This is a genomic window from Vibrio sp. 10N.222.52.C12 (assembly GCF_041474215.1).
GTDB lineage: Bacteria > Pseudomonadota > Gammaproteobacteria > Enterobacterales > Vibrionaceae > Vibrio > Vibrio crassostreae_C.
On sequence record NZ_JBFRTR010000027.1, the window covers coordinates 16,069 to 30,782 of the forward strand.

12 protein-coding genes and 1 pseudogene are annotated in these 14,714 nt (G+C 42.0%); 5 read left to right on the plus strand and 8 right to left on the minus strand.

What is annotated here, in order from left to right:
* Positions 1 to 496: 496 nt before the first annotated feature.
* Positions 497 to 1,255 (plus strand): annotated as a pseudogene (locus tag AB4623_RS05635) (transposase); the annotation flags it as partial.
* A gap of 108 nt (positions 1,256 to 1,363) precedes the next feature.
* On the opposite strand, the gene AB4623_RS05640 reads toward AB4623_RS05635, so the two are convergent.
* The 6 genes from AB4623_RS05640 to AB4623_RS05665 all read right to left on the minus strand — a co-directional run bounded on the left by AB4623_RS05640 (position 1,364) and on the right by AB4623_RS05665 (position 6,922).
* Positions 1,364 to 2,236 (minus strand): DnaJ C-terminal domain-containing protein, encoded by an 873-nt coding sequence (locus AB4623_RS05640; RefSeq protein ID WP_017100395.1) that lies wholly within the window; start codon positions 2,234 to 2,236, stop codon positions 1,364 to 1,366.
* A gap of 141 nt (positions 2,237 to 2,377) precedes the next feature.
* A complete protein-coding gene (dnaK, locus tag AB4623_RS05645; RefSeq protein ID WP_102258078.1) occupies positions 2,378 to 4,267 on the minus strand; it encodes a molecular chaperone DnaK in 1,890 nt (629 codons plus the stop codon).
* Positions 4,268 to 4,445: 178 nt separating this feature from the next.
* Complete coding sequence (locus AB4623_RS05650) at positions 4,446 to 4,865, minus strand: Hsp20 family protein (RefSeq protein ID WP_017091829.1); 420 nt, start codon at positions 4,863 to 4,865, stop codon at positions 4,446 to 4,448.
* 431 nt (positions 4,866 to 5,296) lie between these two features.
* Positions 5,297 to 5,806 (minus strand): hypothetical protein, encoded by a 510-nt coding sequence (locus tag AB4623_RS05655; RefSeq protein ID WP_372145934.1) that lies wholly within the window; start codon positions 5,804 to 5,806, stop codon positions 5,297 to 5,299.
* Between the two features lie 605 nt (positions 5,807 to 6,411).
* Positions 6,412 to 6,690 carry a hypothetical protein gene (locus AB4623_RS05660; protein ID WP_017098235.1) on the minus strand — a complete coding sequence of 93 codons (279 nt, stop codon included), beginning with the start codon at positions 6,688 to 6,690 and terminating at the stop codon, positions 6,412 to 6,414.
* Between the two features lie 64 nt (positions 6,691 to 6,754).
* Positions 6,755 to 6,922 carry a hypothetical protein gene (locus AB4623_RS05665; protein WP_372145935.1) on the minus strand — a complete coding sequence of 56 codons (168 nt, stop codon included), beginning with the start codon at positions 6,920 to 6,922 and terminating at the stop codon, positions 6,755 to 6,757.
* Between the two features lie 663 nt (positions 6,923 to 7,585).
* On the opposite strand from AB4623_RS05665, the gene AB4623_RS05670 reads away from it, so the two are divergent.
* Complete coding sequence (locus AB4623_RS05670) at positions 7,586 to 8,833, plus strand: ParA family protein (protein ID WP_017098231.1); 1,248 nt, start codon at positions 7,586 to 7,588, stop codon at positions 8,831 to 8,833.
* A 1-nt stretch (position 8,834) separates the two neighbouring features.
* Positions 8,835 to 9,788: a ParB family protein gene (locus AB4623_RS05675; RefSeq protein ID WP_198594978.1), complete on the plus strand. Its 954-nt coding sequence runs from the start codon at positions 8,835 to 8,837 to the stop codon at positions 9,786 to 9,788.
* A 151-nt stretch (positions 9,789 to 9,939) separates the two neighbouring features.
* Here AB4623_RS05675 and tnpA read toward each other — a convergent pair whose 3' ends face one another.
* Positions 9,940 to 10,368: an IS200/IS605 family transposase gene (gene tnpA / locus AB4623_RS05680; RefSeq protein WP_102535129.1), complete on the minus strand. Its 429-nt coding sequence runs from the start codon at positions 10,366 to 10,368 to the stop codon at positions 9,940 to 9,942.
* Positions 10,369 to 10,412: 44 nt separating this feature from the next.
* Here tnpA and AB4623_RS05685 point away from each other — a divergent pair, with 44 nt between their 5' ends.
* Complete coding sequence (locus tag AB4623_RS05685) at positions 10,413 to 11,567, plus strand: RNA-guided endonuclease InsQ/TnpB family protein (RefSeq protein WP_372145937.1); 1,155 nt, start codon at positions 10,413 to 10,415, stop codon at positions 11,565 to 11,567.
* A 172-nt stretch (positions 11,568 to 11,739) separates the two neighbouring features.
* Here the strand turns inward: AB4623_RS05685 and AB4623_RS05690 are convergent, their stop codons facing one another.
* A complete protein-coding gene (locus AB4623_RS05690; protein ID WP_371692335.1) occupies positions 11,740 to 12,786 on the minus strand; it encodes a replication initiation protein in 1,047 nt (348 codons plus the stop codon).
* Between the two features lie 1,396 nt (positions 12,787 to 14,182).
* On the opposite strand from AB4623_RS05690, the gene AB4623_RS05695 reads away from it, so the two are divergent.
* Complete coding sequence (locus AB4623_RS05695) at positions 14,183 to 14,683, plus strand: transposase (RefSeq protein ID WP_372145939.1); 501 nt, start codon at positions 14,183 to 14,185, stop codon at positions 14,681 to 14,683.
* The last annotated feature ends 31 nt before the right edge of the window (positions 14,684 to 14,714 follow it).

Sequence of the window (14,714 nt, forward strand, 5' to 3'; positions counted from 1 at the left end):
CAATTGTAGTGGTCTAATGATCCCGGACACCAAATTAGGTGGTAAAGTCTCCACCATAAAAGAAGACTCCATTTTTATTCTTGATTTTTTAATGCTAACAAAAGATCCCGCATCAGGATCAATTTTTAAATAAAGTCTGATAGCGGTCAGCTAGATTGAAATCAAAAAGCTCTAGTTTTGAGACTTAGAGGGCGAAATCGAGTCGAAATGAAAACGCATCACAAGTGTTTAACATTTAGCAGAAAACTGTAATTAACTTTCAGAAGGGAAATCTAGAGTATGGAAAGAGAAGAGGCTGACTTTCGAGCGGTTGTAGCTAGAGTCGTCCCCTACCGCGCAAAAGCCAGCCTAATTTTGTCAATTTAACATATGCTCGATAATACAATCCAAGAAAGAAGCACCGTACGGTGACTAATTTAGGTTCTGTCGCAAACTTTGAGGATTTAAGTTAAGGTTTGCTTGATTTCTACTCATGAAACTGATTCTTAATGTGTAAGGCTGTCACTTTCCTTCTGAAGTTGTTCTTGAAACCGTACGTTATTATCTCGCCTATAAACTCAGTTATCGTGAAATTGAAGAGATACAGCTTGAGCGTAGAGTTGTTGTAGATCACGCCACTATCGATCCGTCGATAAATTTGGAAACGTGATCGATTACTACCTTAGCCCGAACCGTGATGAGGCAGCTGCCAAAGCCTTTCTGAATAAGGCCATTGCACAAAATGGTTTACCAAGCAGGTTACAGCCAAGCAATAAACTTGCGCGGGACAAGAGTGAAGAACTTGGCCCCCCTAGTGGCTGCCATACATCCTCAAACAAACAGTCCATTTCCTGGTGTCGTGGGAGAAGCGAACGGCCATGTCATTGATTTTCTACTCTGCGATCGCCATGATGAGAAAGCGGCTCGCGCCTTCTTTACCAAGGCAATCGGCTATAATGGTTTATCAGAAAAAGTGGTTATCGATAAGAGTGGTACCAACGCGTTAGCGCTGCATAACATCAATGTTCAACTCTGGCTGACGGAGAAGAGACTCAACTTGATTGAAGTATTTCAAGTTAAATATCTGAACAATATAGTTGAGCAAAGTCACCGGAAAGTGAAAGGTAAAATACATCAGTGTTTAGGGGGGAATTTGTATGAGAGAGCCAGTTCCACCCTGGCAGGCGTGGAACTGTGGTCGATAATTAAAAACGGACAGCTCGATAATCCTGAAGGCTTATCTGCTTGGGAGCAATTTTACGCACTAGCAGCCTAATTACATCTAAAAACCAGTACACTTATACTTCATCATAATTTTGCGATACAACCCCACATTATACGGCTTTGGCTCTAGAGCTGGTTTTGTTCATTTTACTTTAAATGACTAAAGCGTTGCTCCAAATTGTTCTAACAACTCACGTTGTGCATCGGTTAGATTTTTGGGTATTTCAACTTGAACCTCCACCAATAGATCGCCCGCTTCACCTTTACGACTTGTCACGCCTTTCCCCGTCATCTTGAATTTACGCCCTGTTTGAGTACCCGCTGGAATTTTGAGTTTAAAGCGACTGTCTAACACATTCACCGTAACTTCCCCCCCTAAAGCCGCAGTAACCATATCAACTTTGGTGTGACAAATAATGTCATTACCATCGCGGTCTAGAAACCCATGTGGTCTGGTTTCAATAATGAATAATAAATCCCCCGAAGGACCACCATTAACGCCTAAACCACCTTTACCGGAGTAACGTATCTTTTCACCATCTTTAATACCCGAAGGGATCTTAACTTTGATTTTTTTCTGTTTACCATTGATTAGCAATTCGACCGTTTTTTCAGCCCCTTGAACCACATCAATAAAGTCTACAGTAAGCGTATATTGGTGATCTTGACCTTTTTGTCCGCGTGGGCGCCCGTGTCCACCACGAGTTTGTGAGAAGAGATCCTCAAACCCTCCACCAAAGCCGCCACGTTGGCGGAAGGCATCACTAAAGAAGTCTTCGAACCCACTGTGACCACCAAAACCACGATTCTCAGATTCAGTATGACAAAATTGGTCATACTGAATGCGCTTTTCTTTGTCTGTTAAAATTTCATAAGCATCTTTTACTTCTTTGAAATTCGCTTCTGCTGTCGCATCTCCGGGATTTTTATCGGGGTGATACTTCACCGCCAACTTCTTGTAGGCTTTTTTAATCTCTTTCTCCGAGGCTCCCTTAGATACACCTAGCACGCTGTAATAATCTCGTTTTGACATGCTAAAAACTCACTCAATTTCTCATTCAAACAAAAAAGGGCGTATGAGTGACCTCTTACGCCCTGAATACCAATAAGTTCACGTCTCCATGATACATAACTCAACGTTTAACAGCTCGAAAGCAATTATCCGTCAGTGGCGTTACTTCATTTCTTCAAACTCAGCATCAACAACATCGTCGTCCTGCTTAGGTTGTTCATCAGCTTGCTGTGCTTGTGCTTTCTGTTGAGTAATTTCCATTAGCTTTTGAGCTGCTTGCATAAGTTCTTGAACTTTAGCGTCGATCACTTCTTTTTCGTCACCAGACTTAGCTAATTCTAGAGCTTCGATAACCGCTTCGATTTTAACTTTCTCGTCTGCAGGTAGAGCTTCACCCGCTTCTTCTACTTGCTTCTTAGTACCGTGAATCATTTGGTCAGCTTGGTTACGTGCAATGACTAGCTCTTCGAACTTCTTGTCCGTTTCTTTGTTAGCTTCTGCCTCTTGTACCATTGCTTCGATCTCTTCCTCAGACAAACCACCTGATGCTTGTATCGTGATCTTTTGCTCTTTACCTGTTGCTTTATCTTTAGCAGATACGTTCAGGATCCCATCCGCGTCTAGGTCGAATGTTACTTCGATTTGTGGCATGCCACGTGGAGCTGGTTGGATACCTTCTAGGTTGAACTGACCAAGAGACTTGTTGTAAGTCGCTTGCTTTCGTTCACCTTGAAGAACGTGGATAGTTACTGCGCTTTGGTTGTCTTCAGCTGTAGAGAACACTTGCACCGCTTTAGTCGGGATAGTTGTGTTTTTCTCGATAAGCTTAGCCATTACCCCGCCCATCGTTTCGATACCGAAAGAGAGAGGAGTAACGTCAAGTAGTAAAACATCTTTAACGTCACCAGCTAGCACTGCACCTTGAACAGCAGCACCCATTGCAACAGCTTCGTCAGGGTTCACATCTTTACGTGGCTCTTTACCGAAGAATTCAGTTACTTTAGCTTGAACCATAGGCATACGAGTTTGACCACCCACTAAGATAACGTCAGTGATTTCGCCTACAGATAGGGCAGCATCTGCAAGAGCTACTTTTAGTGGCTCAAGAGAACGTTGAACTAGGTCTTCAACTAGAGACTCAAGCTTCGCTCGAGTCACTTTGATGTTCATGTGCTTAGGGCCATTCGCATCAGCCGTAACGTAAGGTAGGTTTACGTCAGTTTGAGTAGTAGAAGAAAGCTCGATTTTCGCCTTTTCTGCTGCTTCTTTAACACGCTGCATTGCTAGTGGATCAGTTTTAAGGTCGATACCTTGCTCTTTTTTGAACTCATCTACTAGGTAGTTAATCATGCGGTTATCGAAATCTTCACCACCAAGGTGAGTATCACCGTTAGTTGAAAGAACTTCGAAAGTTTTCTCACCTTCTACTTCATCAATTTCGATGATAGAGATATCGAATGTACCACCACCAAGGTCGTATACAGCGATAGTGCGATCACCACCTTGCTTGTCTAGACCGTAAGCTAGAGCAGCAGCAGTTGGTTCGTTGATGATCCGTTTAACATCTAGGCCTGCGATACGACCAGCATCTTTCGTTGCTTGACGCTGAGCATCGTTGAAGTAAGCAGGAACAGTAACAACTGCGCCAGTTACTTCTTCGCCTAGGAAGTCTTCAGCTGTTTTCTTCATTTTCTTAAGAACTTCAGCAGATACTTGAGGAGCAGCCATTTTTTGGCCTTGCGCTTCAACCCAGGCATCACCGTTGTCAGCCTTAACAATGTTGAAAGGCATGATTTCGATATCGCGTTGAACTTCTTCATCTTCAAAACGACGACCGATTAGACGCTTGATAGCGAATAGGGTGTTTTGAGGGTTAGTAACCGCTTGACGCTTCGCAGGTTGACCAACTAGCGTCTCACCTTCAGTGTATGCGATTACCGAGGCTGTTGTGCGTTCGCCTTCAGTATTTTCTAGTACGCGAGGTTTGTCGCCGTCAAGTACGGCAACACATGAATTTGTTGTCCCTAAGTCAATACCGATAATTTTACTCATAATAAGACCTCTCTTATTAAAATTATTTTTTCTAATGCAAAATATGTAATTCTATTCTTCTATATGAGTACAAGCGTTTAAGTCTTGCACTCTAGTGGTGATAAACAGCAATATTTTTAGACAAGGTTAGTAAAATCGAATACTAAAATCACCTTATCCGATCCTGTTTCCCCAGTCATTATTTGTGGATTGAGATCTGACGGGGTTGCATTGCTTCTGGGACTTCACGGACGAGGTCTACGTGCAGCAAACCATTTCCCATACTCGCTGCTTTAACGGTTACGTAGTCAGCCATCTGGAATTTACGTTCAAAGTTACGCTCTGCGATCCCTTGATAAAGGTAATTAGGTTTAGTTTCTACAGGCTGAACTTCACCGGAAACGATTAACATATTTTCGTTCTGGGTAAGAGTTAGTGCATCTTCAGAAAAACCAGCTACAGCCATCGTAATACGATAGTTGTTTTCGTCTTTCTGCTCGATGTTGTATGGAGGGTAGCCATTACAAGATGGCTTATTCGTGCTACTCTCCGCTAGGTTAAATAGACGTTCAAAACCAATGGCATGACGGTATAGCGGAGAAAAATCTACATTACGCATAATACTATCCTCATAAATAAGCAATAGTTCTTAGTGTTTAGTACACCAAGACCGGAGACAGACTCTATTGCACCACGTAGGCGCCGTAAGACATATGTTCCAGGTGTTAACAGGTTTAAGGAACTCGCTAATGTCGCATACTACAACGTCAACGTTCCTTGATTACAATTGCCCTAGCTTCCCTAAGAAGGCGAAGTGGGCAACTTAATAACTTCATCTGTCAGTTCGTTTTTTTAAAATATTATCCCAAGAGAAACCTGTCAATACTAACATTAGGTTTTTTTGGTCATTTATAAATTGTTAATTTAGCAAAAGCGCTAGCTCGATTCTGTCAGATTCGATCTAACAGGTTCTTCGCTGGCTCATTCCTACACACAACCCAAATCGCGGGCCTGGATCTGTCAGCATATAATGTATTTTAATGTGACACCCTAAGCGCCAAAACGCACATCAAAACAAAACCCTGAGCACTTAAACGTCCCCTCCCCCTTTGTCACAAATCGCAATGCTGGAAATACTGACCCGTAGTTGGTGTACAGAATGATGTGATCCGCTCGCTCGTGAAGAAACCATTCACCAAAGCCAGCGCCATTTAATTCGATGAAAAAGTCACGGATTTCATGGAAAGCAAAACGACGCGACCCCAATAGCGGAGACTGCTGCTTGATAGCTTCAACGAACCCTTGGTCTTTTAACGCTGCGATATCAGCCTGCTGCTCGGGCGATTGACGACGACTGAACATTTTCAAACGCTGGATTTTGGAAACCCAATCAGACTTTTTTTTCGCCTCATCACGACACTTTTTGACTTGAGAGCGCAACTTCAATACCGCCAAAGGACTAGAGATATCATTTTTTGGTGAGCTTTCGTGCCCCAGCGGCGAAACGCTGGTCGATGAATTTGAATTAGAGAGAGTTGGGATTGAGTTTTGTTGCGCCATGAGAATTTCCTTTCTGTTTGAGTATCACTTTTCGGAGCCGCTTGGCTGTCCGCTCTCTCAACATCGTTCTGCTTTGCAAGGGCGCACAGCGGCAAAGCCTCCCTTGAAAAACAGGTTGTGGGGAGAGACGGTTAACAGCCTGCGAACCCAAAAATGAAGCGAGTGAAAGAAATCGGCGCATAAGAAAACAAGCCCTTATTCGAACTTATTCAAAGACAGAGAGATCAACGAGGAGAGAGGACGAGGTGCCTCGAACGAAGAGAGAAGTGCCTTGGGTGATTGTTCTCAGGAACGTAGAAGCTCATCGAGCAGGCTCGATAAAGCAACTCAAGTTGTCGACAGAGGAGCAAAACGAAGGAATAAACCGAGCGGAGCGAGAACGTCCCAGTGAAGAAGCATCAACAACAGAACCACTCTATTAGAGATAAAACGAAGCACACGTGATAAAAATCAAGTGATAACGACCAGAAAATGAACCATGACCTATGTCCTTATACAATTCATCTCACCTTTCTCTTTGAGAAAGCGTTCATACCTCCTTTTTACTGTGCCACGATCGAGTCCCAATACCTTTGCAGCATAAGTATAGTTTCCTAGGGAATGAATCATGCATTCATCCAACAGCCCCCCTCCACCGCTTTCATCACCACACTCATATCAGGATCGCTATTAGAACTGACATAAACCAACAATCGAGCAGCAAGACATTTCCGAACTTTCAACAGATCGACTAGCATTTGCTTTTCAGTCCTATGCAGTAGCAGATGAATAACTTCCTGATCATCAATATGACCCACTTCCACTCGATAGGTTCCTGTACCTTGGACTTTATCAATCAACGTATTTAATCGATGAGTTTTAACCTTCTTAGAAAAAGGTTTCATTTTCTAACATTGAGGCAAAACACTGCTGTTCAAAGAGAGCGGTCAACATGATGTAGAGCTCATCCTAATGAGTGAATTTGGCTTGATAATTGAGGTTAATTTCGTTCATTTGCCATAAATTTCCCTCTAGGTGGCCCTTGGCATTCCTGCCTATACTCAGCATGGTCTTCAGCTCTTTCTTACATTTAGAATATTGAGGCTGTTTTATCTTTGGCTTGATGAACTCTACCAAAAACTCATTTCTTTTTTTTGTAGGCCAATAGGCTTGGCTTTGGTCAAATGAATAATAACGAGAGGGGAGGCGTTTGAAATCGTTTGGTCTATTGCTTGATAGTACTTTAAGTTAAGGCTCATGAATGGTCGCTAACTCTTATAATCCGGTGGAAGAACGTCCGAAAAGCCTGAGCTCAAGGTAGTCAAGGTGATACAACCGCGCCTCAGCCCAAACATAATGAACAATTAAGGCGTGACTTGAACACGCTAAGAATAACAAGGTTAATCTCGTTATTTAAGTTTATTCAGTACGTTGAAGAATTCTTTGAATTCAACCGTAAATAGAGCACCGACTATTACTGGTAGACCGCTATTAAAAGCGGACCTGCTTAAATTTCCCAACGCCGATAGCAGATCGCTCTTTTAAAATCACGTCTAGTGCTCTCTCAAATACGTACTTATTGCCCTTAATTAAGTCTCGTGCACCACCACTGTTAAACCAGATGAAAGAATAATATTCAGAGTAATTTGATAAGGTTGTTTTGAAAACAACCCCCATTGTCCCCGTTTAGACACCCATCAAACTTAAACCTTTATTAATTAAAAATATTCTTTAAAGGTTTAATTTGTATCTTTAGTGCTTTATATTGGTTACATGAAATTAAGGCATTAAGGGCACCCAATGACCACCATCATCGATTCATTAGAACTTGTTTGTGAACGTATGCAGCAAGAGCAGTCAGATCTGAAAGCCGTTATCAAAGAGCGTATGCAGATCAAAGTAACTGATACAGAAATTGAGGGGAGTGTCGATAGGCTTATCTATAATCACTCATTGAAGAAGAAAGAGCTTCAAGAGCTGTTTGGCTTATCTCGTGTGACCTTCAATTCTAGAATAGATGAAGCAACCGAGCAGGGCGTCGTTGGCGCTCCTATTATCCAAGGACGCACTCACCTGTATAATCGCTTCGACGTCGCCAATATGATGGAGTTCATGAACTTTCCTAAGTACAACCAGCGCTTTGAACCGACAACCGTTGTAGTGGAAAACCATAAAGGGGGCACTGGCAAATCCACCACGACAGTAACCCTAGCGACCACTGCTGCGCTTGATCTTAATCTTAATGCACGCTGCCTAGTGATAGATTTAGATCCCCAAGGCTCAACAGGCCAAAACCTGATTCATCAAGCCGACGATGAATCAGTCTACATGACAGCTGTTGATATCGCGCTAGCAGGCCAAGAGCCCGAAGGTGATTTTTCTCAATACCTTAATGACTACCGTTATGACGAGTTAGTTAAAGCGATTCCGTTTAAGACTCACCTCCCTAACTTAGATGTGATTCCTGCCTTCCCATCAGACGAACGCTTTGTCGATTCTTACTGGGGGCAAGATGAAATAGGTCAACGGAATTTGCTGAGTGTGTTGCGTGAAAAAATCTTACCCATACTTAAAGAAGAGTACGACCTAATCTTCATCGATACGCCCCCACAGAACTCTCCAATTCTCTGGGCAGTGAATGAGGCGGCTGATGCGGTCTTGATTCCAGTCACCCCACGAGAGTTTGATTTTGCCTCAACGAGTAACTACATGGCCACTATGCCAGGTACATTTAGAGCATTACCATCACAAGGAAAAAATTTAAAGTGGGCTAAATTGCTTCCAGTGAACTTCGATGAGAAGAGCGCTCATGAAGTTAAAGTGTTTGATAAATTGCTGCGGGCGGCGCAAGGGCATTTGTTATCAACAGCGATCCGTCACTCTGAAGCGTTTGTCGCGGCTGCGGAAAGCAACCGTACAGTACTGGATATTCGAAAATCAGAGCAGATTTGTAGTGGTAAACAATTTGATTTAGCTATGACATCGGTGAATGCCGTGTACCACCAATTCATCACTGAAATTAAGCAGCTAGCAACAAAAGGGCTATAACATGTTACGACCTCAAGACAAGCGAACCGGCTTTAACCAAGGCAATCAATTAGGAAAACGAGTTAAAGCCGAACCCCCTAAAAAAACATTCACGTTTGCTAGCGGTAAAACAGCCACTGCAGAAAGAGTGGTGGTTAAATCAGATGAACTTGAAGTTAAAACTGCAATTCACCCTTTAAATCCACGTCGCCAAGATTCGCTCACGCTTGATGCTGTGCGTGATATATTACCAAGCGTTCAGGAAGAGGGCGTACATACTGAAGGCGTCGCGACCAAAGACGGGCGGGGCACTTACCAGTTACTTGATAGCTCACGTCGCCGTTTCACTTGCATCCATGCTAAAAAAGATTTACCTCTATGGGTTATTGAAGGGGAGATCGACCAAGCTGATTTGATCGCTTTTATTCAAACTACTCAATCTGTAAAGCGCTTGTCTTACCGAGAATTGGGAGCTGATTACAAAAGCGTGATGCAAGCACAAGGCTTTACGAAGCTCGATGAACTAGCTGACTATCTGAATATTGGACGTGAAACTTGCCGGAAGCGCTTTGCTGCAGCATCAGTTGATCAGCGTTTGATTGAGGTCTTTCCTGATTGCGAAGGGATCCCAAATAGTTACTACGCTAAGCTGGCTAAAGTGGAAAAGCAGTTAGATAAAGAAGGTACTACAACGGCACATTTCATCAGTTCACTTAAGGTGGATGTAGATAATTTAGTCTCTGTAGAAGATAAACAAAAGCAAGTTCTTGCTCAGATGGAGTCGAAGCTTTTAAAGGGTAAAGATAAAATAAGCTGGAAGACTAAACCATTAGCGCTGTTCGATGACAAGAACAAGTATGCAAAGGTATCTCACAGCAGTGATAAGCGGGGGCTTAAGATTGAATTGAGTAGATTGCCCGTTGAGGTGTATGACGATATCATACGGTTTGTTTCTGAAAAAGTGCAAGATAAGTAAATAACAACCCCGCCAATGAGCGGGGTTTTTAATGGGGACAATGGGGGTTGTTTTGCCCTATGAACAACAAACCACCTCATTATTTAGCAATTTCGCCGTAAATCCTCGCCCGATGAGGGCGGGGATATAAGGCGTAAGACGCGATAGCGTCTTAATCTGGGGTCGATTGACTTTCCACATAAGCTTTTAACGTTTCAATAGTCGCACCGCCAGCAGTGCAAGCAAAGTATGAGCGAGACCATAGGGCAGAGCTTTTACTTTGCCTCGTAAGGTGCGTGTTTTGTAGTCGTAGCATACGGGATGAAACAGCTTTTAAGTTGTTAACCATTACACTGATTGAAAGTTTTGGAGGGTATGAGATCAGTAAATGAACGTGATCCTGTTCACCATCCATTTCTATCAATTCACACTCAAGTTTTACACACGCTGACTCAAAGGCTTCTCTTAACTGTTCGATCATAACTCCAGTAAACAACTTGCGTCTGTACTTCGTTGTAAATACTAGATGAACGACCAACTTGCTCACGCTGTGCCTTTTTCTGAGGTAATCTTGAAGTAACTCTTTGTTGTGCACACTCACTTTACAATCTCCACATAAGACAATAATATAAAGTAATTATACATGTGAGCACTGAAATATTAAGAGCAACAAAAATACGCATTTACCCAACGCAAGAACAAGCTGAGTTTTTAATCGCTCAGTTTGGTGCCGTACGTTTTGCGTATAACAAAGCTCTGCATTTAAAATCGCACATGTACCGCAAGCATGGCGTCACACTGAATCCCAAAAAGGATATAAAACCACTGCTTGCCGTTGCCAAGAAATCCCGTAAATACCACTGGTTGAAGCAATATGATTCAATCGCCTTACAGCAATCGGTGATCAATCTTCATCAAGCCTTCGATAACTTCTTTAATCCGAAGTTGAAAGCCAAGTATCCACAATTCAAACGTAGACATGGCAAACAGTCGAGCTATCACTGTGTCGGTGTAAAGGTGCTTGATGGGGCAATTAAGCTTCCAAAAATTAAGCCTATAGAGGCGAATGTTCACCGTGAGATTACAGGTGTGGTCAAAAGCATCACTGTAAGCCTGAGCAAGACAGGTAAGTTCTACGCATCAATCCTTGCGGATGATGGAGTGGAAGCCTCAAAACCACTCCACACGGTAAGAACAGTGACAGGTGTCGATCTGGGCTTGTCTCATTTTGCGATTGAGTCAAACGGCAGAAAGACAACCAACCCAAGATTTGTAAAACGCGCTGAGAAGAATCTCAGACGTAAGCAGCGTCAGCTATCCAGAAAAGCAAAAGGCAGTGCTAATCGTGCAAAAGCTCGAATACTTGTTGCTAAATGCCATGAAAAGGTAGCGAATGCTCGCGCTGATTTTCAACACAAACTCTCTCGAGCTCTCGTTGACGAAAACCAAGCGGTGATAGTTGAGACATTGAAATCAGCAAATATGATGAAAAACCGCAAACTAGCAAAACACATTGCTGATGCCTCATGGCATAGCTTTGTTGCGAAACTGGAATACAAACTGAAAGAGCAAGGTAAGCACCTAGTAAAGCTCGACCAGTGGTACGCCAGTTCTAAGACATGCCACTGTTGCGATCATAAAATGGAAGAAATGTCTTTATCAGTTCGCAAATGGGATTGTCCGTCTTGCGGTACAACGGATATTGATCGCGACTTAAATGCCGCCCTTAATATTCGTGATAAAGGCATTCTAGAATTAAAGGCGGCTGGACGGTCGTTTCTGCTTATGGAGGCTGCGTAAGTCTCGATACTATCGAGCAACGGCTAACGAAATAAGAAGCATCGCCTGATAAGGCGGTGAGTAGTCACATGTCATAACAAAGTTGATGAATATAAAACTTGAGATCAGTATCACTGAAGGTAACAAATTTTTAGTGTTAACTGCAAAACACTAAAAATCTGTTACCTGAAAATCATAATTCCATTAACTCTAACCTGTGATAGAAAATAGAATCAAACTGCATATCTGCAGGCATTACGATAATACCCATCCTAACACTCTCAATGGCGAGTTTATGGTGTTTACTTAACTCACCATTGACAGGGTATGAAAGTACAATATTAAAGGCTTCTTTTGCGAGTTTTAACATCGGGTTATCAGGTGCTAGCTCTTCAGCTAACTTTGCTCTTTCCAATGCCTCACCTTTATTGTCACTTTTTTGCTTCCATTGGAAAAGGAACTCAAGCGCAACAATACTCTTTCCTCGATAACGAGCTTTATAACCATACGATCCAGACTCTTCATCAACCAAAAAGCTTAGCTCTTTTCTCACTTCTTCGTTAGAAGCAAGCTCTTCAATTGGCTTACGAATACATCGTTCCATGAAGACCTTGTTGTTGGTGTAACTGGATTTGGTTAACTTCCCTTGCTCATCTAAGAGACCGAATAAACCATGTAATTGCGCTATCGATTGCTCATGCAACTTCATTCCAGGCTTTTTAAAGCGAGATAGAATAGTGTAAAAGCGCTTAGAATGTTCTGACTTCAAACTACGAAAAGATAAATGGTTAATTTGAGCGTGGCCAGCTGACTGAGCAAGATAAGCATCCATTAATTCAGCGTTAGGCACCATAATTAGCGCCCCTTTTTTATACGCAACTCGACTAAAAAGAGGCATAAAATCAAATTCTTGATCAGCATCGTTCATTAAGCCTACTTTGCGCGATGAGAGCCTTTTAGCCATAGGCTTTAATGTTGGATAAAGCTGCTTTGCTGAAAGACCAAACCACTCCTTTAACACTTCAGATTGAAACGTATATTCAGGTGCGTATACGTGTCGACCTTCCTGATACGCAACCCAATGGTCTTCGTGTAGTCGAGAGAGGAAGAGTGCAAATGTATCATGCTCTCTCGCCGTCAGTCCTAGCTGGCTAAAAACTAAAGCATGGCTTTTCTTAAAAAAGTCATTAGGCAATTCACGGTAGTCTTCAGTTGTGATCAACTGTCGATGGTCAGTCATAGTAATTAGTTTCAGGTAACAGATTATTAGTGTAGTACAAGGATAAGACTAAATTTCAGTAACCTCAAGAACGTAATTCACAATTTTAGACTAAATTCCTGTAACCTTAATAGAAATACTAAAATGAAACACTCAATATCAAGACTTATGGGATAAAGTCTGTTTGGACACTAAAAAAATGTAACCTTCACACTAAAATTTAGATCAATAACACTAATTTCTTGTTACCCCCAGACTAATTAAAAGATCAACAAGACTAACTACAAGATCAATCACACTAATAATATGTTGCCAAAACCTCAATATCATTATGATTTTAAAGTGTTTTTTAGCAATTATAGATCTTATATAAATTATAGATCATATAGAGGTTATATACTGTTATAGAGATTGTGGATAATGTGGATAAACTCAATTTATTAAATAAAAAAACTACTTATCCACATAAAATAAAGAATATTAGAAAAACTAGCTTAACGTTCATCGATCAATGTTTTTCTACTTTCCTACTACGGACTTCCAATTTCCGTAAGTATTGGTGCCATAAAGAGTAACGAACGCATAAACCTGACGGGCAACGCTTTGGCGTTGCTTTGTCGGATTTGTGTATGGACAACTATTCGCTCGTTCCTCACGAAAGTTGTCCATACACAAATCTAGGTTTAGAAACCTTCAATATATGATCTGAGGGAGATCTTTTAATCTCGTTGTATATTGGGGCGACAAAAAGTACGGTTCATCAGCCACTTCTGAGTGGCTTTGTTTCCGTAATCAACCCACTTTGTCTTTTGATGTCATTAGGCGACTCGATAGCTCTCGGTCATACCAAGCTGCATAAATCGATTTAATATTGATGCCGCTTGCATCATTTCCTGTTGTTGATTGTTAAAGTCTCTACTGTGTAATTTGGGGCCAATAATTGTTTTGTAACGCTACATTGCATTATCTGAGACATTCCGTTTTCCATACTGCTTTGTCTTTTGCCTGCGCGTGGGACTTAATGCAGAGTACACCACCAAATTGCTCACCCTTTTAGGGTTATGAGCGTCGTCAGCATACAGATTTTCTTTGGGAGGAATCGCTATGTCAGTTTCTGGAAATTCGCTCGCTAATGCGTCATAGACGTCATCGGTATCGTATATTTTATCTGCTGAAATATGGCCAACTTCCACATCAACTTGCCCACACAATTCTTCGACAACCTGAAAATGGTTCTATCGCAAACTTTGAAGCTTTAGGTTAGGATTTGTTCAATTTCCACTCAACACTCTGAATCGTCATGTTTAAAGGCTGCCACTTTCCCTCTGAAGTCATTCTCGAAACCGTACACTATCTCTATCTGGCAGGGTAGTTGTCACTGTTAGAATTTAACCAGTTTGGGCGATAAAGAGTAATTGTGTCTCGTATCTCAGTAGAAAGAAAAGAAGCGATATTGAAGAAGCTATTACCTCCATATTCGATGTCAGTTAAAGAAGTGTCAGAAGACGAAGGAATTAGCACTGCGCCCCTGTATCATTGGCGCCAGCAACTCAGACATTCAGGAGCCGCCGTCCCAAATACCAACACTTCATCAGAGCAGTGGTCTGCTCAAACTAAACTTGCCATTATCGCTAAAACCTACTCAATGACAGAAAGTGAACTCAACCAATATGATCGTGAAAAAGGTCTTTTTCCAGAACAAATCCAAAACTGGCGCAGTGAATGTATGCAAGGGTTTAAGTCGAGTAAAGAGCAGGAAGCTGAAGCAAAGAAGCAGGCTAAAGCTGACAAACTTGAAATCAAAGAGTTGAAGAAAGATTTACGACTCAAAGAAAAAGCACTCGCTGAAACGGCCGCTCTCTTGGTACTAAGAAAAAAGCTGAGAGCCTTTTACGGGGAAGAGCCAGAGGACGACTAACCTCAACCGATGAAAGGCAGACCATAGTGAC